The 21614-nt window shown below is 72.0% G+C and carries 19 protein-coding genes; 6 read left to right on the top strand and 13 right to left on the bottom strand.

The genetic code is table 11. The annotated features are described in order from the left end of the window. The first annotated feature begins 36 nt into the window (after positions 1 to 36). The gene (locus tag BLW82_RS33995; RefSeq protein WP_093504989.1) at positions 37 to 1356 is read left to right on the top strand and encodes a serine-threonine protein kinase; all 1320 of its coding nucleotides are present in this window, start codon (positions 37 to 39) and stop codon (positions 1354 to 1356) included. 83 nt (positions 1357 to 1439) lie between these two features. Here BLW82_RS33995 and BLW82_RS33990 read toward each other — a convergent pair whose 3' ends face one another. Beyond that, positions 1440 to 4229, bottom strand: coding sequence for a penicillin acylase family protein (locus BLW82_RS33990; protein ID WP_093504987.1), 2790 nt, complete (start codon positions 4227 to 4229; stop codon positions 1440 to 1442). Positions 4230 to 4497: 268 nt separating this feature from the next. Here BLW82_RS33990 and BLW82_RS33985 point away from each other — a divergent pair, with 268 nt between their 5' ends. Together BLW82_RS33985 and BLW82_RS33980 are read left to right on the top strand one after the other, a co-directional pair. Next, positions 4498 to 5100, top strand: a complete 603-nt coding sequence (locus BLW82_RS33985; RefSeq protein ID WP_093504985.1) for a hypothetical protein — start codon at positions 4498 to 4500, stop codon at positions 5098 to 5100. 185 nt (positions 5101 to 5285) lie between these two features. Beyond that, positions 5286 to 6353: an RNA ligase (ATP) gene (locus BLW82_RS33980; RefSeq protein WP_093504983.1), complete on the top strand. Its 1068-nt coding sequence runs from the start codon at positions 5286 to 5288 to the stop codon at positions 6351 to 6353. 143 nt (positions 6354 to 6496) lie between these two features. Here BLW82_RS33980 and soxR read toward each other — a convergent pair whose 3' ends face one another. Then, positions 6497 to 6961, bottom strand: coding sequence for a redox-sensitive transcriptional activator SoxR (gene soxR / locus BLW82_RS33975; RefSeq protein WP_093504981.1), 465 nt, complete (start codon positions 6959 to 6961; stop codon positions 6497 to 6499). Positions 6962 to 7083: 122 nt separating this feature from the next. Between soxR and BLW82_RS33970 the strand changes: the two genes are divergently transcribed. Beyond that, on the top strand, positions 7084 to 7545 hold the full coding sequence (locus BLW82_RS33970) for a MaoC family dehydratase (protein WP_093504979.1): 462 nt from the start codon (positions 7084 to 7086) through the stop codon (positions 7543 to 7545). 21 nt (positions 7546 to 7566) lie between these two features. Here BLW82_RS33970 and BLW82_RS33965 read toward each other — a convergent pair whose 3' ends face one another. From BLW82_RS33965 to BLW82_RS33955, 3 genes are all read right to left on the bottom strand, one after another. Further along, positions 7567 to 8190: a TetR/AcrR family transcriptional regulator gene (locus BLW82_RS33965; RefSeq protein ID WP_093504977.1), complete on the bottom strand. Its 624-nt coding sequence runs from the start codon at positions 8188 to 8190 to the stop codon at positions 7567 to 7569. A 118-nt stretch (positions 8191 to 8308) separates the two neighbouring features. Next, positions 8309 to 8596, bottom strand: a complete 288-nt coding sequence (locus BLW82_RS33960) for a YiaA/YiaB family inner membrane protein (protein WP_093504975.1) — start codon at positions 8594 to 8596, stop codon at positions 8309 to 8311. A gap of 104 nt (positions 8597 to 8700) precedes the next feature. Beyond that, complete coding sequence (locus BLW82_RS33955) at positions 8701 to 9852, bottom strand: acyl-CoA dehydrogenase family protein (RefSeq protein WP_093508419.1); 1152 nt, start codon at positions 9850 to 9852, stop codon at positions 8701 to 8703. A gap of 62 nt (positions 9853 to 9914) precedes the next feature. Here BLW82_RS33955 and BLW82_RS33950 point away from each other — a divergent pair, with 62 nt between their 5' ends. Continuing rightward, on the top strand, positions 9915 to 10571 hold the full coding sequence (locus BLW82_RS33950) for a TetR/AcrR family transcriptional regulator (protein WP_093504973.1): 657 nt from the start codon (positions 9915 to 9917) through the stop codon (positions 10569 to 10571). A 165-nt stretch (positions 10572 to 10736) separates the two neighbouring features. Continuing rightward, positions 10737 to 11672 (top strand): DMT family transporter, encoded by a 936-nt coding sequence (locus BLW82_RS33945; RefSeq protein WP_093504971.1) that lies wholly within the window; start codon positions 10737 to 10739, stop codon positions 11670 to 11672. Positions 11673 to 11697: 25 nt separating this feature from the next. Here BLW82_RS33945 and BLW82_RS33940 read toward each other — a convergent pair whose 3' ends face one another. From BLW82_RS33940 to BLW82_RS33905, 8 genes are all read right to left on the bottom strand, one after another. Continuing rightward, positions 11698 to 12786 (bottom strand): Zn-dependent alcohol dehydrogenase, encoded by a 1089-nt coding sequence (locus BLW82_RS33940; RefSeq protein ID WP_093504969.1) that lies wholly within the window; start codon positions 12784 to 12786, stop codon positions 11698 to 11700. Positions 12787 to 12799: 13 nt separating this feature from the next. After that, complete coding sequence (locus tag BLW82_RS33935) at positions 12800 to 14188, bottom strand: aldehyde dehydrogenase family protein (protein ID WP_093504967.1); 1389 nt, start codon at positions 14186 to 14188, stop codon at positions 12800 to 12802. A 95-nt stretch (positions 14189 to 14283) separates the two neighbouring features. Continuing rightward, the gene (locus tag BLW82_RS33930) at positions 14284 to 14736 is read right to left on the bottom strand and encodes a DUF3574 domain-containing protein (protein ID WP_093504965.1); all 453 of its coding nucleotides are present in this window, start codon (positions 14734 to 14736) and stop codon (positions 14284 to 14286) included. Between the two features lie 87 nt (positions 14737 to 14823). Then, complete coding sequence (locus tag BLW82_RS33925; RefSeq protein WP_093504963.1) at positions 14824 to 15474, bottom strand: class F sortase; 651 nt, start codon at positions 15472 to 15474, stop codon at positions 14824 to 14826. Next, positions 15461 to 16213 (bottom strand): hypothetical protein, encoded by a 753-nt coding sequence (locus BLW82_RS33920; protein WP_093504961.1) that lies wholly within the window; start codon positions 16211 to 16213, stop codon positions 15461 to 15463. The genes BLW82_RS33925 and BLW82_RS33920 overlap by 14 nt, the downstream gene beginning before the upstream one ends. 101 nt (positions 16214 to 16314) lie before the next feature. Further along, complete coding sequence (locus BLW82_RS33915; RefSeq protein WP_093504959.1) at positions 16315 to 17559, bottom strand: MFS transporter; 1245 nt, start codon at positions 17557 to 17559, stop codon at positions 16315 to 16317. Positions 17560 to 17644: 85 nt separating this feature from the next. Next, entirely contained in the window at positions 17645 to 19069 is a 1425-nt protein-coding gene (locus BLW82_RS33910) for a CitMHS family transporter (RefSeq protein ID WP_371131439.1), read from the bottom strand. A gap of 87 nt (positions 19070 to 19156) precedes the next feature. Then, on the bottom strand, positions 19157 to 21436 hold the full coding sequence (locus BLW82_RS33905; RefSeq protein ID WP_093504955.1) for a molybdopterin oxidoreductase family protein: 2280 nt from the start codon (positions 21434 to 21436) through the stop codon (positions 19157 to 19159). Positions 21437 to 21614: the final 178 nt, after the last annotated feature.

Genomic DNA, 21614 nt, shown 5'->3' with positions numbered 1-21614 from the left:
GCACATCGCACCTGTTCGGGGGACGAGGAGCCTGGTATGGCGGATCCTGGGATGAGCGTGGCTCCCTACTGGGAACTGACCTTCGACGCGGACGGGGACCCGGACGGCGCCGAACGCGACCGGCTGCTGGACGAGATCGGCGGCCACGGCCTGCGCGACCTGATCGTCTTCGCGCACGGCTGGAACAACGACCGTTCCGGGGCGACCCGCCTGTACCGGCGGTTCTTCGCGCCGGTCCCGAAGCTCGCGCCGAAGGCACGCATTGGGTACGCCGGGGTGATCTGGCCTTCGATGCGGTTCTGCGACGAGCCGATCCCCGACTTCCCCAAGTCCGTGGTGGCCATGGAGGCCGAGGAGTCGCAGGCACCCGTCCTCGACAAGGACACCCGGCACGCGCTGCTTGAGACGTTCCCGGGGCGGGCCACCGTGGTCGACCAGATCGCGCGGATGCTGGACCAGCGGCCGGCGAACGAGCTGGAGGAGTTCGGACGCCTTGTCCGGGTGCTGGTCGAGGTCCTCCCCGGCGGCCCGCAGCCGCTGTTCGCGGCGGACACGCTCGCGGAGGGCGTCCCGCAGAGCGAGCCGGTGCTGTTCAGCGGGGACGTCACCGCTCTGTGCGAGGAGTTCGCGGCGGCGCTGGCCGCCCGGCGGGGCAGCGGCGGCGCGGCCGGGTTCACGGTGCCGAACCCCTGGGACGGCGCGAAGGAACTGCTGCGGCAGGCGACGTACTACGCGATGAAGCGGCGCGCGGGGACCGTCGGGGAGCGGGGGCTCGGGCGGGTGATCGGGCAGCTGGCCGGGGCGGCACCGGAGCTGCGGGTGCACCTGGTGGGGCACAGCTTCGGCGGCCGGCTGGTGTCGTTCGCGCTACGCGGGCTGCCGGACGGGGTGCGCACGGTGAAGTCCGTGACCCTGCTGCAAGGGGCGTTCTCGCACTACGCGTTCGCCGCCCGGCTGCCGCACGACCCGCGCGCCGGCGGGGTGCTCCAGGGGCAGCAGAACCGGATCGACGGCCCGCTGGTGTGCTGCTACTCCCACTTCGACGAGTCGCTGGGCACGCTGTACCCGCTGGCCTCGCGGATGGCGGACGACTGCGAGTCGGCGCTGGGCGAGGACGTCGCGCGGATGCTGGGCGCCAGATGGGGCGCGATGGGCCACGACGGTGTCCAGGAGGTGCCGGGCACCCGGTCGCTGGACCTGGCGGCGGCGCTGCGCGGCCCGCTCGCCGCGCCGGGCTGTGTGAACGTCGACGCGGCGGCGGTCGTGAAGCGGGGCGGGCCGCCGTCCGGGGCGCACAGCGACATCGTGCACCCCGAACTGGCGCGGGTGGTGCTGGCGGCGGGGCACATCACGTGACCCCGCCGCCGTGCGGCATCAGCCGACCGGCGTGCTGCTCACCGGCGTTCGGCTGACCTGCGTTCGGCTGACCTGCGTTCGGCTCACCGGTGTGACGTGAACTCGACGACCTGCTGGAAGGTCGGCCGGTTCTGCCAGCTGATGTTGTAGTGCTTGATGCCGCCCAGGGTGCGCTGCACGATCGAGTCGGCGCACCACTGGTCGCCCGCCGAGCACAGCGAGTCCCCGGGGTAGACGGTGGACGCGCCGGTGCCGGCCGCCGTCTTCAGGGTGCTGATGAGGATGTCCCGGCAGGCGCTGAGGCTGCCGCCGCCGCAGTACTGCTCGGCGAGCGGTCCCGACACGGTCTGCCCGAGCACCGACCGGATGTCCTTGTCGACATAACTCCACCAGCCGTACTGGAAGGAGCTTCCGGCATGCGCACCGGTCGGCCCGTGGGCGGCCGACGGGGTCTCGTCGATGTACAGGTTGTTGGTGAACGCGGTGTACAGGGCGTCACCGAGGCCGGGCTGGAACTCGGCCTTCACCAGCAGCGGCCACCAGGCGTCCAGGATCCGGATGGCGTCGGCGTTGGCGTACGTCTTCGAACCCGCCGAGGTCTCCGTTCTCTTGCCGCCCGCGGTCAGCCAGGTCTGGAGCTTGGTGACGGCCGCGGCGGCAGTGGAGTCGGTGACCGTACTGCTGTTGACCACCTTCAGCAGGTCCGGCAGGACGTCCTCGGCACGCAGGTCCGTGAGCGACGCGTCCGCCATGGCCTTGACGAGCGAAGAGCGGGTCACGCCCCCGGCGGCGACGAGTTTCCTGACCCGGTCCTCGAGCAGGTTGCCGCGGTGGACCGAGCCGTCGCCCCAGCTGGCGGTGGTGTAGTTCAGCGCCTGTTTGTTGTTCCAGGAGATGTAGTAGTCCTGGTCGACCGACTGGGGGTGCTGGGCGGCCGGGGTGTAGTCGGCCGTGTTGGTGGCCGGGTTCCAGTTCTGCCACTCGTAGGCGGCCCGGCCCCAGACCGGGAACTCGGCGTCGACCCCGCCGGCCCGTACCGGGTTGTTGCCGCTGTTGTAGTACGCGGTGTGGGTCGAGTCGGCGTAGAACCAGTTGAACGTGTAGTTGATGTGCTGCACCGCGCTCTGGAAGGTCTGCGGGCTCTTCACGTAGTCGGGATCGTTGAGCATCTGGAAGCCGATGATCGAGTCGGCCTCGTGCATGTAGGAGGATCTCAGGGTGGTGTAGGCGACCTTCTTCCCGCCGACGGTGGCCCGGTACTCGACCGGGCCGTACTTGGTCTTCCAGACCTTCATGGTGTACGAGCCGGCGGCCGTGCCGTCGGCCGTGGTCGGCTTCCAGGAGTTGGTCTGCTCGACCTCGTCCATGGCCGTGCAGGTGCCGTGGAACAGGTAGTGGTAGTCGTCCTGGCAGAGTTCGACCGCGTAGGAGTCGATGATGTCCTGCCCGGAGGTGGTCGCGGACCACGCGTAGTCCTGGCCGCGGCCCAGTTCGACGTACATGCTCAAGCCGGCGAAGGAGGCGCCGCGGGCACTGATGCCCGGGCCCTGGATCTCCTGGAGCATGAGCAGCTGTGGCGCGAAGTAGCCGGTCTGCGGTCCGAAGACGGCGACGGGGTGGCCGCTCGCGGTGTACTTGCCGCTGACGACCAGGGCGTTGGACATGCCGCGTCTGGCCGAGCCGAGCGCGGTCTTGGTCGCGGCCTCGGACGCGGCGGTGGCGCTCTGGCCGGCGCCGGTGCCGGTGGCGTTGTAGACGAGCGGTTCGGTGGCCACCGAACCGGCGTCGGGCAGCGCTTCGCCCTGCGGATCATCCGGTTTGGTACCGTACGGGAAGCTTTCACCGTTATGGACGGTCAGTGCGGCCTCGGGGTCGTTGCGCTCGCGGAACGACTCCCAGACCTTGGTGCCCTCCGTCACACCGTACTTCTGCTGGGCGGCGAGCAGCGATATGGCGTTGTTGACCTCACCCCCGCCGCCGGAGCCGAACAGGGCGCCAATCACGGAGGCCAGCGCCACCAGGTCGGTGATCTTGAAGTGGTCGATCGTGCCGGCGTTGGTGATCGAGTCCTTGTGCCCGGTCAGGACGTACTCGCCGGGGAAGTAGCGGCCGCTGTCGGAGGCGTCGATGTAGGAGTTGATGCCGTCGAGGTAGGCGTTGGCGTCCGCGAGGGCCTGCTGGCCGCGGGCGCCGTTGTCGGCCACGGCGTTGTCGATCTGCGCCTGGAGGTCGGCCTCGGAGTAGGGGGCGTTGCGGTAGAACTCCTGCTCGAGGCCCTGGTTGGAGGCGGCGCCGCCGGCGAAGGTGGTGAGCTGGCCGCGGCCGACGTGCCGGAACACGTCCATGAGCCACAGCCGGTCCTCGGCGGCCGCGTACCCCGCGCCGAACTCCGTGCCGTATCTGGTGGTACCGGTGATGTGCGGCACACCGGCCTTCTTGTCGCGGACGATGGTGACGTCGCCGCGGCCTGCCGGTTTCTCGGTGGAGGCGACTTGATCGGAAGCGACCCCGAACGACGAGTCGTTGAAGAACGTGTTGATCTTCGCGTCGGTGAGGGTGGAGTAGCCCGTGGCCAGGCTGTTGTAGGTGCCCAGCTGGTCCTCGGCGTGGTCGGGTTCGGTGCCGAAGATCTGGTTGAGCAGGATCTGGGCGAGGGTGGCGTTGCCGTTCTCGCCGGGCGGCAGGATGTCGGAACACTGGCCGCCGCAGTAGTCGTTGGAGGCCGTGGCCGCCCCTGCCGGGGTCGCCGCCGCCAGCGGGGAGAGCAGCCCGGCGATGAGCACGCATACGGATGCGGCTTTCAGGAACCCGGGGAGCTTGCGGGGAGTTCTCAGTCTGTCGAACAACGCGTGATGTCTGGTGCGCCGTGGCATGGCAGCTCCTCACGACGGGGGTGGTGCCGGACGTTACCGCCGGTATCCCCGGGATTGAAGATGAACATGCGTCAAGTTTTGGAGTGGTCGCCCGCGTCGGCGGTGTCACCGGCGGTCGGTCAAGGCGGGCGGCCTTATGGACGGCATCGGAAATCGGATGGAGCCGATTCGAGAGTCGATACGTCTATACGGCAACGCCGCGCGGAGCCTGTGCGGTGACGCCGAAGTGACCGAAGTACAGCCGTAGGTGTGACGGAGGTGCAGGGCGATGGCCGGTTTCCGGAGTCTGGCGAGACAGGTGCGAGACCCACGGTGCGATCTGGCGCTACGGCGCTACTCGCTGCGCAAGTGCCTGGAGCGGTTCGCTCCCTACGGGCACCGCGCGACCTGGGACCATCTCTGCTCGCGGGCCGGGTTCGGTCCCGAGGACCGCTCCCCCGATCCGGCGCGTCTCGTGGGCGCACTGGAGGAGCTGGAGGAGGCGCGGACGGTATGGCTCGGCTATGAGAGCGAGTTCGCCGAGCGCCGCAAGAAGGAGAAGCACGACGGGCTGCGCCGCCCGGGCAGCGTGGACGACTGGCACCGGCTGACCTGGGGCGGATTCGGAGTGGCCTGGTGCGACGACCCACGGGTCCATCCCGACGAACCACTCGCCGAGGTGCTGCGACGGCTGATCGCCGCCCTGGAGCGCGAGCCGGGCACGGTCTGCCCGGTGTGCGAAGGGGAGCGCCTCATCTGGAAGTACGACCTGGACCACGAGCCCTCCGCCGGTCCGGTCTGCGCGGACTGCGGGATCCTGGTGCCGCGTCCGGTGCTCACCGCCGAGGCCCTGGCCTACGCCAGGCGCGGGCGGCTTCTCATGTCGGCCTGACCACGTGGGGGTGCGCCGGGGATGCCGCACCCCCAACTGCCGGGCGGCCCGCGGTGGGCGACCGCTCAGGACAGCGCCATAGCAGCGGCTAATCCGCTGGTTCCACCCGTTTCCCGTCCGGAGAGTGGGGTCCGATGAGACCCAGCTGAGGAATCCCGCGGATTCCCTCCGAGCGAGGAGCACCGATGTCGACGCTGCGCGTCACCGCCGAAGTGCTGACCGTCCACGAGCACCCCAACGCCGACGCGCTGGAGCTGGCCCAGGTGGGCCTCTACCGCGCGGTCGTCGCCAAGGGCGTGTACCGCACCGGCGAGACCGCCCTGTACATCCCCGAACAGGCCGTCCTGCCGGCCGGGCTGATCGAGGAGCTGGGGCTGACCGGGCGGCTGGCGGGAAGCAACGCGGACCGGGTCAGGGCGGTGCGGCTGCGTGGTGAGCTGTCGCAGGGCATCGTGTGCCGCCCGAAGGCGCTGGCCGGCGTCGACCTGGCGCGGGCGGCGGCGGAGGGCGCCGACTTCGCGGAGATCCTCGGCATCACCAAGTGGGTACCACCGGTCCCGCCCACGATGGACGGGGACGTCGAGTCCGCACCCGATCTGCTGCCCTGGGTCGACATCGAGAACATCCAGCGCTACCCCGGCGTCTTCGAGCCCGGCGAGCCCGTGGTGCTCACCGAGAAGCTCCACGGTTCGGCGTGCCTGCTCACGTATGTCGCCGGCGAGGACCGCGTGTACGTCTCCTCCAAGGGCTTCGGCGCGAAGTCGCTGGCCCTCAAGGAGGATCCGCGCAACCTCTACTGGCGGGCGGTGCGCGGTCACGGCGTCGCCGACGCGGCCCGCCGACTCGCCGAACGGCTCGGCGCACGCCGGGTCGGGATCTTCGGGGAGGTGTACGGCGCCGGGGTCCAGGACCTGACGTACGGGGCCGACGGGCGGCGGGAGTCGCTCGGGTACGCCGCGTTCGACGTGTCGGCCGAGTGCGACGGGACGGTGCGGTGGCTGGACGCGGCGAGGTTCCTGGCGGGCGAGCTGCCCCTGGTGCCACGGCTGTTCGAGGGGGCGTACGACATCGAGCGGGTGCTGGAGGTCGCGAGCGGGCGGGAGACCGTGTCCGGGCGGGGACTGCACCTGCGGGAGGGTGTGGTGATCCGGCCGGTGGTGGAGCGGTACAGCGCGGTGACCGGGGGGCGGGCGATCGCGAAGGCGGTGAGCGGGGCGTACCTGACGCGGAAGGGCGGGACCGAGTTCGAGTAGGCGCGGGTGAGTGGGGGTTTGGGGTGCGGGTGGGGGCGGGGCCGCTTACCGGCGCCCTGCGGGCACGCCTGCCCGCAGTCGTGTCTTCGTCCTTCAGGGGCGCGGGGAACTGCGCGACCAGCCCCCACCGGCCCGCACCCGAACTACGGCCGCCCGCTCTCCGGCAGCAGACGCGACCCCGCGCGCCGCTCGCCGAACACGTCGTCCGGGTTGGACAGCACGCAGCTGCTCAAGGACAGGCACCCGCAGCCGATGCAGTCCGTCAGGTGGTCGCGGAGGCGGTTCAGCTGCCTGATGCGTTCGTCCAGTTCCGCCCGCCACGCCTCCGAGAGCCGCGCCCAGTCCTCGCGGTTCGGCGTGCGTTCCTGCGGCAGCTCCGAGAGGGCCTCGCGGATCGTCGCGAGAGGGATGCCGACGCGCTGTGCCGCCCGGACGAAGGCGACCCGGCGCAGGGTGTCGCGGCTGTAGCGGCGCTGGTTGCCGGAGGTCCGCCGACTGCTGATGAGGCCCTTGGACTCGTAGAAGTGCAGCGCGGAGACGGCGGCGCCGCTACGTGCGGACAACTGGCCCACGGTCAGCTCGTGGATCTTCTCGGGAATCTGCGGCACCCCGCAGAGCCTACCCACCGGGCGCGGGCCGCGGTCCGTTGACAGGGGACGCGCTCCCGACCATGCTAAGCAGTTGCTTAGACAATGCACGCGTGATCCGTGAGTGCGAGAGGGCCGGCGACATGGCAGAACCAAGGATCTTCACCTCCCCCGACGAGCTGAAGGCGGCCGTGGGCGAGCAGCTGGGCTGGACCGACTGGGTGGAGGTCGACCAGAAGCGCATAGACCTGTTCGCGGACGCGACCGGCGACCACCAGTGGATCCACGTCGACCCGGAGAAGGCGGCCGCCGGCCCGTTCGGCACGACGATCGCGCACGGCTATCTGACCCTGTCGCTGCTCCCGCTCTTCGGCCCCCAGCTGATCGCGGTCGAGGGCGTGAAGATGGGGGTGAACTACGGCACCAACAAGGTCCGCTTCCCCGCCCCCGTCCCGGTCGGCTCCCGGCTGCGTGCCACCGCGAAGATCACCGGCGTGGAGGACGTCACGGGCGGCGTGCAGGTGACGGTCGCCTTCAGCGTCGAGCGCGAGGGCGGCGACAAGCCGGTCTGCGTCGCGGAGTCGGTGTCCCGGTACTACCTCTGAGGCTCCGCGGACGGCCGGCCGCTACTTGGCCCCGACCATCCGCAGCACGAGGTCGGCGTAGAGCGCGCCGACCTCCTCGGGGGTCCGGGGGCCGTTCACGTTGAACCAGCGGGCGACGTCGATGCAGAGCGAGAGCACCGCGAGGGTGGTGCCGTGCACGTCGATGACGTCGAACTCCCCGGAGGCGAGGCCCTCCTGGATGATCCCGCGCACCTCGGCGTCGACCTGACGGCGCAGGTCGAGGATCTCGGCGCGGGCGTCGGGGCCGAGCGCGTCGAGTTCGTACTGCACGACCCGGGCGGTGGTGCGCCGCCCGGCATGCCAGCGGACGAAGGAGCTGACGGCGTCGGCGAGCCGCTCGGTGGCGGTGCCCTCGCGCCGCGCGGCCGTCTGGAGGATCTCCAGGGCCTTGTCGTGACCGATGCGGCTGATCCGGTGAAGCAGCTCTTCCTTGGTCTTGTAGTGGATGTAGAGCGCGGCGGGGCTCATGCCGGCCCGGCCCGCGATGTCGCGGGTGGTGGTGGCGTGGTAGCCGCGCTCGGCGAAGGCCTCCACGGCTGCGACCAGCAGGCGCCGGGCCGCGTCAGGGGTGACCTCTTCCCACGGCTCGACCTCGCCGCCGGTCGTCTCCTCCGCCGTACTCATCGCTCGTTCGCCCCTCTCGATACCGGAGCACCACCATACCGTCCCGGCTGAGCGGGCGCTTAGTGTGCCCGCTCAGAGCTTTTCCCGGGCGGCAGGGGTCCCCGAGCGTCCCGAGCAGTCAGAGCTTCTCGAAGGGGTCGTGTTCGGCGAGCAGTTTCTCCAGCCTGGCCTGGTCGACGCGGCTGACGATCTGCCCGGCCTCCTGGCGGTCGCGGACCACCTTCGCGAGGGTGAAGGCGGAGGTGACGAGGTAGAGCACGGCGATGCCGAGGAAGCCGCGGACCCAGGCGTCCGCGTGCAGCCGGAAGATGCCGATGGCGGTGGCCGTGAGGGCGAGGGCGAAGGAGGCGACGGCCTGTCCGTAGAAGGCGGCCGTGTTCTGGTGTCTGACCGGTGTGTCACTCATGGTCAGAGCATCGCCGGACGTGGCCCGCGCCACATCCGTCCGGATACTCCCCGGCACTCCCCCGATACTCCCCGGCTACTCAGGCCGGATACTCAGGGACGTACTCAGAACGCCGAGACGCCTGTCAGCGCCCGTCCGATGAGCAGCTTCTGGATCTGGCTGGTGCCCTCGTAGAGGGTCATCACGCGGGCGTCGCGCAGCAGTTTGCCCGCCGGGTACTCGTCGATGTAGCCGTAGCCCCCGAAGACCTGGAGGGCGTTGTTGGCGGCCCGCACGGCGGCCTCGGAGGCGAAGAGCTTGGCCTTGGAGGACTCGGTGGCGAACGGCAGCCCCCGGTCGATCAGATCGGCGACCCGCCAGGTCAGCAGGCGGGCCGCGTCCACGTCGACGGCGATGTCGCTGATGAGCTCCTGGACGAGCTGGTGCCTGGCGATCGGCGTGCCGAACTGCTCGCGCTCCCCGGCGTACCGCACGGCCGCGTCCAGCGCGGCCTGCGCTATCCCGACGCAGCCTGCGGCCACCGACATCCGCCCCTTGGCGAGCGCGGACATGGCGACCGAGAAGCCCTTGCCCTCGGGTCCGAGCATCGCCGAGGCGGGGACCCGGACGTCCTCCAGGACGAGCTCGGCGGTGGCCTGGCCACGCAGGCCGAGCTTGCCGTGCAGGGGGCGGCGGGTGAGGCCGGGGGTGTCGGCCGGCACCAGGAAGGCGGAGACGCCCTTGTGGCCGGGGGCGTCGGTGGAGCGGGCGAAGAGCAGGACGACGTCGGCCCAGGTGCCGTTGGTGATGAACATCTTGGTGCCGTTGACGACGTAGTCGTCGCCGTCGCGAACGGCGCGGGTGGTGAGGTTGCCCGCGTCGGAGCCGGTGCCGGGTTCGGTGAGGCCGAAGCAGCCGACGTACGAGCCGGAGGTGAGACCCGGCAGCCAGCGCCGCTTCTGCTCCGCGGTGCCCCAGGCGGCGACGGTCTTGGCGACCAGACCCAGGGACACGGACACGATCCCGCGGACCGAGGAGTCCCCCCGGCCTAGTTCCTCCGTCACCAGGCAGTACGCGAGATGGTCACCGCCCGAGCCGCCGTACTCCTCGTCGATCGTCAGGCCGAGGAAGCCGACCTCGCCGAGCTTCTTCACGATCCCCCGGTCGACCTCCTCGGCGCGGTCCCAGGCGATCACGTTCGGAGTGATCTCGCGGTCGACGAAGTCCCGGGCGAGCTGCCGTACGGCGGTCTGCTCCTCGCTGAGCCCCAGGTTCACCATGTGATCACCCTTTAAATTAGCACTGCTAGTTTCTTTCCCCGGGCCCTACTATGTGCGCCATGGCCCGACCGCGCAAGCCCCTCCTCAGCACCGACCGGATCGTCCGGGCGGCCCGGGAACTCGTGGACGCGGAGGGTCTTGCGGCCGTCTCCACCCGCCGGCTCGCGGCCGAGCTGGGGGTGAGCGGGCCCTCGCTCTACAACCACTTCCGCACCAAGGACGAGATCCTGGAGGCGGTCGCGGACTCGGTCAGCGCGCAGGTCGACCTGTCGATGTTCGAAGACCTCGGGCGCGACGCCGGGCGGGACTGGCGCACCGCACTGCACGACTGGGCGGTGTCCTACCGGGCGGCGCTGCGGGCCCACCCGAACATCGTCCCGGTCCTCGCCCGGGGCCCCGGCCGCCGCCCGGCGGGCCTGCGCCTCGCCGACGTGGTCTACGGCGCGATGGTGGACGCGGGGTGGCCGCCGGCGCAGGCGACGTCGATCGGGGCGCTGATGCGGTACTTCATCATGGGGTCGGCGCTGGGGTCGTTCGCCGGGGGGTTCGTGGACGACGCGAGCGCGTACGATCCGGCCGACTATCCGCATCTGGGGCAGGCGCATCTCCTTTCGGAGCGCCAGGAGAAGATCGACGAGCGGGCGTTCGAGACCGGGTTGCGGGCGTTGCTCGACGGGTTGCAGGAGCAATTTTCGAAGGTGGGGGAGACAGCGTGAGGTGCGGGATGCTCCGGCCGGGCGGCGAGCGCAGGCCGAGTAGGGGCTGGTCGCCCGGTTCCCCGCGCCCCTGAAGGGGCGCTTCGCCCGCACCCCGCCCCGGCCCCACCCACCCGTCCGAAATCCGCCAGCCCCGACGGCCCCCCACTCCCTACCCTCGACCCTATGAAGAAGCCCGACCACCGCCTCCTCCCCGTCGCCGCAGCCGCCGTCACCGTCGTGCTGTGGGCGTCGGCCTTCGTGTCGATCCGCAGTGCGGGTGGCTCCTACTCCCCCGGCGCGCTCGCGCTGGGGCGGCTGCTCTCCGGGTCGCTCGTGCTCGGGCTCCTGTGCCTCGTACGGCGCGAAGGGCTGCCGCCCAGGGCCGCCTGGCGCGGGATCGTGGTCTCGGGGCTCCTCTGGTTCGGCTTCTACAGCGTCGTGCTGAACTGGGGCGAGCAGCAGGTGGACGCGGGCACCGCCGCCCTCGTCGTGAACATCGGCCCGATCCTGATCGCCCTGCTCGGCGCCCGGCTGCTCGGCGACCCGATGCCGCCGCGGCTGCTCGCGGGGATGGCCGTGTCGTTCGCGGGCGCGGTGACCGTCGGCCTGTCGATGTCGGGCGAGGGCGGTTCCTCGGCGCTCGGCGTGGTGCTGTGCCTGCTCGCGGCCGTCGCGTACGCGGGCGGGGTGGTCGCGCAGAAGCCGGCGCTCGGGCGTGCGAGCGCGCTCCAGGTGACGACGTTCGGGTGCCTGATCGGCGCCGTCCTGTGCCTGCCGTTCTCCGGGCAGCTCGTCGGCGAGGCGGCCGGCGCCCCGCTCTCCGCGACCCTCAACATGCTGTACCTGGGCGTGTTCCCGCTCGCCCTCGCCTTCACCACCTGGGCGTACGCGCTCGCCCGTACGACGGCCAGCCGGATGGGCGCGACCACCTACGCGGTGCCCGCGCTGGTCGTCCTGATGTCGTGGCTGGCGCTCGGGGAGGTGCCCGGTGTGCTGACGCTCGCGGGCGGGGTGCTGTGCCTGGCCGGTGTCGCGGTGTCCCGGTCGCGGGCGCGGACCTCCCGGGTCGTGGCCGCCGCGCGGGAGACCCGGCCCGAGGAGACCCGGAAGCCCGCGTGACGGCACCCGCCCGCAGCGCGACCGCTCAGAACACCACCAGCGCCCGGCCGCCCTTGCCCGCCAGCATGTTCTCGAAGGCGACCGGGATGTCCTCCAGCGCGATCCGCTCCGTCACCAGCGCGGACAGGTCCAGGCGGCCCGCCCGGACGTGTTCGGCGAGCAGCGGCAGGTCGCGGGCCGGGTCCGAGTTGCCGTAGACGCAGCCGGAGAGGGTGCGGCCCCAGTGGAAGAGCTCCAGGGCGTTGAAGGTCACCTGTTCGGTCTTGGCGCCGATGCCGACCACCGTCGTACGGCCGCCCCGGCGGGTGGACTCCCAGGCCGCGCGGATGCTGACCGCGCGGCCGACGCACTCCACGGCGACGTCGACTCCCTGCTTGCCGGTGAGGGCGCGGATCGCGCGGGGCGTGGTGTCGGAGGCGACGACGTAGTCGGTGGCGCCCGCGGCCCGTGCCAGTTCCTCCTTCTCCGGCGAGACGTCCACCGCGATGATCCGGGAGGCGCCCGCGATCCGGGCCGCCTGGACGGTGGCCAGGCCCACGCCGCCCGCGCCGAACACCGCCACCGTCTCGCCCTCTCGGACGCGTGCCGAGTGGTGGACGGCGCCGTAACCGGTGAGCACCGCGCAGCCGAGCAGGGCCGCGTCGGTGAGCGGGACGCCGGCGGGCAGCGGGAGGGCGCAGGACTCGGCGACCACGGTCTCCTCGGCGAAGGCCGCCACGTTCAGGCCGGGGTGCAGGTCGGTGCCGTCCGCCGTACGGGCGTGGACGTCACCGGAGCCGTTCAGCGCGTTGGCGCAGAGCCAGACCTCGCCCAGCGCGCAGGCGTGGCAGCTGCCGCAGGAGGGCGCCCAGTTGAGGACCACCGGGTCGCCGGGTGCGAGACGGGTGACGCCCTCGCCGACGGCCACCACCGTGCCCGCGCCCTCGTGGCCGAGGACCGCCGGGACCGGCACCCGCATGGTGCCGTCGGTCAGGGAGAGGTCGGAGTGGCAGACACCGGCGGCGGCGAGCCGGACCCGGACCTGGCCGGGGCCGGGGTCCGGGAGCTCGATCGCGGTGACCGACAGCGGGGCGCCCACGGCGGGCAGTACGGCGGCTCGGACCGTGAATGTCATCGCAGCGGCCTCCTCAGAACTGCAGGGACTTGGTCTGGAGGTACTCGGCGAGACCGTGCGCGCCCAGCTCCCGGCCGACGCCCGACTGCTTGTAACCGCCGAACGGGGCAAGGGGGTTGAAGCGTCCCCCGTTGATGTCGACCTGACCGGTGTCCATGCGCCGGGCGAAGGCCACCGCCTCCGCCTCGTCCCCGGCCCACACCGCGCCCGCGAGCCCGTAGACCGTGCCGTTGGCGATGCGCAGGGCGTCGTCCTCGTCGGTGTAGCGCAGGATCGACAGGACCGGGCCGAAGATCTCCTCCTTCGCGATCGTCATCTCGGGGGTGACGTCGGCGAAGACGGTCGGGCTGACGAAGTAGCCCCGTTCGTGCGGGGATTCGGGACCGCCGGCGACCAGCCGGGCGCCCTCCGCGACGCCCTTCTCGATGTAACCCCGCACCCGGGCCTGCTGCCTGGCGCTGACGACCGGTCCGATCCGGTCGCCGTACTTGGCGGCCGCCGCGGCCGCCAGCTCCACCGCCTCCTCGTACCGGTCGGTGTGCAGCAGCATCCGGGTCCAGGCGCTGCACGTCTGCCCGGAGTTGGACATCACGTTGGCCACGCCGACGTTGACGGCCCTGGCGAGGTCGGCGCTCGGGAGGATGACGTTCGCGGACTTGCCGCCCAGTTCGAGAGCGACCTTCTTCACGGCGCCCCCGGCCACCGCCCCGATCCGCCTGCCGACCGCCGTGGAGCCCGTGAAGGAGACCAGGTCGACGCCCGGGTGCTCGGCGAGGGCCTGCCCGGCGACCGGGCCGAGGCCGGTGACCAGGTTGAAGACGCCTGCCGGGAAGCCCGCTTCGTGCACCGCCTCCGCGAACAGCTGGGCGGTGAGCGGGGTGTTCTCGGCGGGCTTCAGCACGACGGAACAGCCCGCGGCGAGCGCCGGGGCGACCTTGGCGACGATCTGGTGCAGCGGGTAGTTCCAGGGCGTGATCGCGCCGACCACGCCCACCGGCTCCTGGTAGACGACGGAGTTGCCGACCTTCTCCTCGAAGGGGTGGGTGGCCGCCAGTTCGGCGTACGAGCCGGCGACCGCGATCGGCACGCCCGCGTGCACCGTCCGGGAGAACGTGAGCGGTGCGCCCAGCTCGGCGGTGACCGTCTCGGCGATCTCGTCCTTCCGGGCCGCGAGTGCGTCGCGCAGCGCGCCGAGCCGGGCGGCCCGCTCGGCGGGCGGGGTCGCGGCCCAGACCGGGAGGGCGGCACGCGCGGCGCGTACGGCGGTGTCGACGTCCAGCGCGCCGCCCGCCGGGACCCGGCCGACGACCTGCTCGTCGACCGGGTTCACGACCTCGATCGCCTCCCGGCTCTCGGCGGCGCGCCAGGCGCCGTCGATGTACAGGCCGTCGTGTGCCTTCATGCTGTTTCCTCCCGGCGGGGCTGCGTCGTCCGAGTCACAAACTAGCGGCGATAGTTTTAGCGCGCCAGACGTGCCCGGGACCCGCTTCGGGACCATCAGAAGTCGGCCCGGGCGTGTTCGTCCACCCTGCCCACGCTCTCCTGCGCGAAGGTCTTCTCGTAGGCCCGCCGGATCTCCTCGATCTTCCGGTCGCTGTTCCTCCCCGCCGCCTCCGGATACAGCAGGACCAGCACGTACGACCGCTCCTTCTCGATCGTCCCGTGCGCGTCCCGCCACTGCCCGCGCCCGCTCTGCACGGTGAGGCCGTCCGGGAAGTCCGGGGTGACCTCCCTGTCGACGAAGGCCGTGAACTGCCGGTCGGTGACGGCGGGTCCGCCGTCCGGGCGGGCGGTGCCGAAGAGCAGCCGGGTCTCGATGTACGGCTTGCCACGCTCCGGTACGGCGGAGGGGTGGCCGGCGGCCAGGGCGGTGTACGCGGCCGGAGCGCCGGCGAGCAGGATCCCGGCCACCGCGAGAGCCGACCGGTTCCGGAGGTGTTGAGTGCGCATGCCCCCTTCCTAGAGGGATCACCCCTCCCAGGTCCGCGCTTGCGGCCGGAGTTCACCCGTCCAGGTCGAACCGCGGCGCCCCGCCGGTCACTTCGTCGCGGTCAGGTGGGCGAAGACCACCACGTTGCTGGTGTAGCCGGTCCGCCGGCTGAAGAGGCCACCGCAGGTGATCACGCGGAGTTCGGGGCGCCGGGTCGGGCCGTACACCTCCTTGTCGGGGAAGCCGGCCTTGTCGTAGACCTTCACCCGGTCCACGGTGTACACGGCGGTACGGCCGTCCGCGCGCCCGGCCTCGATCCGCTTGCCGGGCTTGATCTGGGCGAGCGCCGCGAAGACGGCCGGTCCCGTCCTGGTGTCGCGGTGGCCGACGGCGATCGCGAGGCCCGACTCGCCCGGCGTGGCGCCGCCCTGGAACCAGCCGATCAGCTTCGGGTCGTCGACCGGCGGCGTCTCCAGCTGCCGGCCCCGGTCGAGCCGGACCCCGATGACCGGCGCGTCGACACCCAGGAACGGGATGCGCATCGACGTCGGCCGGGACCGGGGCAGCGGGCGGGGCGGGGGGCCCGCCGCACCTGGGCCGGCCGCCGCAAGGGCGTCCGACCCGTCCGGCGCGGCCGACCCGTCGTGCCCCCACCACCGGACCACTGTCACCAGGAGGACCGCCAGCAGGGCCGTCCTGGCGAGGCGGTAGGCGCGGGTCCGGTACCAGGGCCTGCGTCTGCGCCTACGCGGCGCCATGGGGCCGGCGGCGGATCAGCCGGACGTACACCACACCGCTGGCCGCGACCAGGGTGACGGCCGTGGCCGCGGCCACGGGCGAGAACGCGGCCGCCGTGTCGGCGATGCCGCCGCCGCCCGCGTGCACACCGCCCTGCGGGCCGTTGTGGTCACCGCCGCCCTGCCCCCAGGACGAGTCGTTTCGCTGGTTGTCCTGGATCTGCCCGTTCGGACCGTCCTGGCCGCCCTGGTCGTTGGGACCGTTCCCACCGCCCTGGTCGTTGGGGCCGTTGGGACCCGGGCCGTTCTGCCCGTTCTGGTCCTGCGGACCGTCCTGCCTGCCGTCGTGGCAGTTGACCCGGAAGACCTTCTCCTTCCGGGCACCGTCCACGATCCACGCGAGCCTGTACTGCCCGTCCGCCAGCCCCAGCGGGTCGGTGTGACCGGCACCCCCGGCGAGCTGGATGGAGCCGGCGACGGTGGCGGCGGTGGGCAGGGGCGGCTGCGGCGTGATGGTGTAGCCGATCTGGGCGAGGATGTCGAAGTTGACGGCGTCCAGGTAGAACTTGCAGACCACCGGGTCGTCCTTCGAGACGCCGAAGGGCACGCCCACACGGTGGAGCCTGATGTCGCCGTTCTCCCCCTGGGCCACCGCGTTCGGCGCCGCCACCCACGACGCACCCGCCGCGGCGAGGGCGGAGAGGAGGACGGTGGCGCCCGCGCGGGAGCCGACGGTGCGTGGAAGTGTGAGCGTTGGCATGCAAGCTCCTCCGAGTTAGATGATTTTCATACAAATCGGCCTTTCGTCTGGACTGTCACTCATGCACTCCACGACACGCGGCATCCACGTCCGACGCGCCGTCAGATATCGCTCGTGCGGCGCAATGCCGAACCCTTTCGCCGCGCCGACGGCACCCGACCGGCCCCCTCGGCCCCGCCCGCCGCACCCGGCGAACGCACCGCCACCCCCGCCGACACCAGCAACAACACGCCCAGCATCACGAACGGCGCGGCCACCCCGGCGACTCCCGCCAGCAGCCCCGCCCCGGCGGGCGCGGCCACCTGGCCCAGCCGGTTGCCGGTCAGCCGCAGGGCGAGCGCCGTGGAGCGGGCGCCCCCGGGCGCGGCCTGGACGACCGTCGTCATCGACAGCGGCTGCCCGACCCCCAGGCAGAAACCGAGCACGGCGAGCATCAGGGCCAGCGCCCACACCGGCACCGGCACCGCGATCCCCGCGCACAGCACCGCCGCCAGGAAGCAGGTCACCGTCAGCAGCACCGGCCGTCCGAGCAGCCGCAGCAGGGGCGTGAGAACGAGGCGGCAGGCGATCGTCGCCCCCGCCCGCACGCTGAGCAGCACACCGATGACGGCCGGGGAGACGTCCCGGTGCTCGCCGACCACGGGAAGGTAGGCGGTCAGGATGTCGGTCGCGGACAGCACCGAGAGGCTGATCAGCATGCCTGCGGGCACCCCCCGGGCGCCCAGGATGCGGCCCACCGGCACCCGGTTCCCCTCCGCCGCCCGGGACGTGACCGCCGTACGGTCCTCGATGCGCCACAACGACGTGAACGCGGCCGCCGCCCCCGCACCCGCCACCAGCAGCGCGAGCGCGCTCGTGCCCGCCATGTCCGGGCCGCCGATGACCGCGCCCGCGGCGATCGGCCCGACCAGCTGGCCCAGCGACGCGCCGATGGTGAAGTGGCCGAAGTTCCGGTCCTGTTCGTGCGCCGCCGACTGACGGGCCACCAGCGACTGCGCGCCGATCACGAAGCAGAGGTGGCCGAGGCCCATCACCCCGCTCCACAGGGCCATCGCCCAGAGGGAGCCGGCCACTCCGCTGAGCGCGCAGCCGCCCGATATCAGTACGACGCCGACGGGCAGCAGGGGTGCGCAACGGCCGTGGTCGGTGCGGCGCCCCAGCGGTACGGCGGCGAAGAGCGGGAGCAGGGCGTACACACCCGCGAGGACGCCGACGGCCCGTTCGTCGGCGCCGAGGGCAAGCGCCCGGTAGGAGACGGCGGGGCGGGCCATCGAGACGGCGGCCTGCGCGAAGCCGAAGGCGACGACGAGACGGAGCAGCCAGCGGCGGTTGCTGCCGGGCGCCATGGTGAGACCTCCCAGTGGTATGTCACATACTCCCCCCGGTGGTGCAGTGCCGTGTGACATGCCACTGCACCCGGCGAGTGCCCTGTCACATGGTCCCGAACAGGATCCCCGCCCCCAGCACCACCACCGACGTCAGCGCGGCCCACTTCACGACGAACCGCGTGTGGTCGCCGAACTCGACCTTGGCCATGCCGACCAGGACGTAGACGGCGGGCACCAGCGGGCTGGACATGTGCAGCGGCTGGCCGACGATCGAGGCGCGGGCGATCTCCACCGCGGAGACGCCGTGCGCCTGGCCGGCCTCGGCGAGCACCGGGAGGATGCCGAAGTAGAAGCCGTCGTTCGACATGAAGTACGTGAGCGGGATGCTCAGCGCGCCGGTGACGAGGGCCATGTGCGGGCCCATGCCGTCGGGGATGTTGCCGACGAGCCAGGCGGCCATGTGGTCGACCATGCCGGTGCCCTGGAGGACGCCGGTGAAGACGGCGGCGGCGAAGACCATGCCGGAGACGTTGAGGACGTTCTCGGCGTGCGCGGCGATCCGGGCCCTCTGGGCGGGCATCTGGGGGTAGTTGACGGTCAGGGCCAGGGCCGCGCCGAGCAGGAACAGCACCGGGATCGGCAGCCACTCCATGATCATGGCGGTGAGCAGGGCGACCGTGAGCAGCGCGTTGAACCAGTACCGCCCGGGCCGCAGGGTCTCGCGGTGCGGGTCGAGGCCCTGGAAGCCGTCGTCCTCGGGCCCGTCGGCGAGGTCGGCGCCCGTGCCCGGGCCCTGACCGCCGCTACCGGCAGGAGCCTTGCCCGCGCCCACGAGGACCGTCTCCGGCTCCTCCACCAGCACCTCGTCCAGCGTCAGCACGCCGAGCCGTTTGCGCTCGCGGCGGCCGAGGACGTAGGCGAGGGCGAAGACGAACAGCAGGCCCGTGGCCAGCGCCGGGATCATCGGCACGAAGATGTCGCTCGCGTCCAGCTTGAGGGCGGTGGCGGCGCGAGCGGTGGGGCCGCCCCAGGGCAGGGTGTTCATCACGCCGTTGGCCATCGCCGCGACGCCGGTCATCACGACCATGCTCATCTTCAGGCGCTTGTACAGCGGGTACATCGCCGAGACGGTGATCATGAAGGTGGTGGAGCCGTCGCCGTCGAGCGAGACGATGGCGGCGAGTACGGCGGTGCCGACGACGATCCGCAGTGGGTCGGCCTTGCAGAACCTCAGGATTCCCCTGACGACCGGGTCGAAGAGGCCGACGTCGATCATCACGCCGAAGTAGACGATGGCGAACATGAGCATCGCCGCGGTGGGCGCGAGGCTGGTGACCCCGTCGATGACGTAGTCGCCGAGGTGGGCGCCCTTGCCGACGGCCACGCAGAACAGCGCGGGGATCAGCACGAGCGCCGCGATCGGCGACATCTTCTTCAGCATGATCAGGATCAGGAAGGTCGCGATCATGGCGAAGCCGAGGATGGTCAGCATGGGTGGATCACCTAACGTTCGCCCTTGAACTCCCACCAGGGCCGGCGGTGCGGACGACGTTAGGTCGCGTCAGACGTCGTTAACAAGACGTTGACGCGCGAGCAATAAGCGCGAAAGTCCAGGTCACGGGGTTGCGGTCACCTCGGCGGACACTTCGGCGCTCACTTCGGCGGTCAGCTCGGCGGTCACCTCGACGGGGAAGCCGTTGAGGACGGCGTTGCCGGACAGCGGGTCGAGCAGGCTGCCGTCGAGGAGCTGGTTGACGTTGACGCCGGGTGCGGTGGCGGCGTGGCTGAGGCGGGTGCCGGGACGGTCGTGACCCCAGCCGTGCGGGAGGCTGACGACTCCGGGGCGGATGCCGTCGGTGACCTCGGCGGGGGTGATCACCTCGCCGCCCGCGCCCTTGACGCGGACGTCGGCGCCGTCGCGCACGCCGAGCCGTGCGGCGTCCTCGGGGTGGATGTGCAGGGTGCAGCGGTTGGTGCCACCGGTCAGGGCGGGCACGTTGTGCATCCAGCTGTTGTTGGAGCGCAGGTGCCGGCGGCCGACGAGGACGAGCGCCGCGGGGCTGGTGTCCAGGGCCGCGCGCAGCCGGGGCAGGTCGTCAGCGATCGGCCGGGGCAGCAGTTCGACCTTGCCGCTGCGGGTCTTGAGCGGCTGCGGGAGGCGGGACGTGAGAGGGCCGAGGTCGATGCCGTGCGGGTGGGCGAGCAGCTGCTCCAGGGTGAGGCCGTCGGGGCGGACGCCGAAGCCGTCGCCGTAGGGGCCGAGGCGCAGCATCAGGTCGAGCCGGCGTTCGGGCCCGGTGTCCCCGGTGAGCAGCGCGGCGAGTTCCTGCGGGTCACGGCCGTGCACGGGCGAGTGGGGCTCCCTGACCGCCTTCCCCAGGGTCTGGCCGATGACCATGTCGTCCACGGCGTGGGGTTCGGTGCCGTGCATGCCGCCGGCCGCGAGGATCAGGCGGGCCAGGATCTCGGTCTCGGCCATCCGGCCGGGCTCCAGCGGGACGGCGGGGCGGGAGTAGCGGACCTGGTTGCGCACGGCGAGGGTGTTGAAGGCGAAGTCGTGGTGCGGGCTCTGGGAAGGCGGCGGCGGGGGCAGGACGACGTCGGCGTGGCGAGCGGTCTCGTTGAGGTAGGGGTCGACGCTGACCATGAAGTCGAGGGAGTCCAGGGCCTTGTCGAGGCGGTCGCCGTCCGGGGCGGAGAGCACCGGGTTGGTGGCGATGGCGATCAGCGCCCGGATCGGCTCGCCCTCGGCCGTCGCGGTGTCGATCTCCTCGGCGAGCGCGGAGAGCGGCAATTCGCCCTTGGCCTCCGGGTGTTGGCTGACCCGGGAGTGCCAGCGGCCGAGCGCGAAGCCCCGGCCGGGTCCGGCGGGCCGTGGGGTCCGGTCGGTGGCGGCCTGCGGGAAGAGCGCGCCGCCGGGCCGGTCGAGGTTGCTGGTGAGGACGTTGAGGACGTCGACGAGCCAGCTGGCGAGGGTGCCGTGCGGGACGGTGCAGCTGCCGATCCGGCCGTATACGGCGGCGGTGGGGGCGGCGGCGAGTTCGCGGGCGAGGACGCGGATCGTGGCGGCGTCGACGTCCGTGGCGCGGGCGACGGCGTCCGGGGTGAAGTCGCTGATTTCGGCGCGGAGTCCGTCGAGTCCGTCGAGGTGCGGGGCGAGGTGGCCGAGGTCCACCAGGCCCTCCTCGAAGAGGACTTGGGCCATCGCGGCGAGCAACAGGGCGTCGGCGCCGGGCCGGACGGCGATGTGCCGGTCGGCGAGCTTGGCGGTGCGGGTGCGGCGCGGGTCGATGACGGTGAGGGTGCCGCCGCGGGCCCTGAGCGCCTTGAGCTTGCCGGGGAAGTCGGGGGCGGTGCACAGACTCCCGTTGGACTCCAGGGGGTTGGCGCCGATGAGGAGAAGGTGGTCGGTGTGGTCCAGGTCGGGCACCGGTATGGCGTTGGCGTCGCCGAAGAGCAGGCCGCTGGAGACGTGCTTGGGCATCTGGTCGACCGTGGACGCGGTGAAGACGCTGCGGGTGCCGAGGGCGCCGACGAGGACCTGCGGATAGAGGCCGCCGGCCACGGTGTGGACGTTGGGGTTGCCGAGGACGATCCCGACGGAGTCCGGGCCGTACCGCTCGACGACGCCCCGGACCCCGGCGGCGACCGCGTCGAAGGCCTCCGTCCAGGTGGCCTCGCGCAGTTCGCCGTCCCTGCGGACGAGGGGGGTGCGCAGCCGGTCGGGGTCGGCGTCGACGGCGCCGAAGGAGGCGCCCTTCGGGCAGATGAACCCGTTGCTGAAGACGTCGTCGCGGTCACCGCGGGCGCCGGTGACGCGGGTGCCCTCGATGGTGAGGGTCAGGCCGCAGGTGGCCTCGCACAGGGGGCAGATGCGGAGGGCGGTGCGGGGCATGGTTCCTCCCGGGGGCGGCGGTGCCTTGCGCGGTGAGCATACCGGTCGGTATGTGGGGAGGGGAGTCCTGTTGTCGCAGAAGTTCGGGCGGCGGGGCCGAGCGCGCGCTTCCCCGCGCCTCTTTCAGGGGCGCTCCAGTCGGGCAGGGGCGCTCCAGTCGGGGCGTTTTCCGGGACGC

Source organism: Streptomyces sp. Ag109_O5-10, assembly GCF_900105755.1.
Taxonomy (GTDB): domain Bacteria; phylum Actinomycetota; class Actinomycetes; order Streptomycetales; family Streptomycetaceae; genus Streptomyces.
This window is presented reverse-complemented; position numbering and strand designations above follow the sequence as displayed.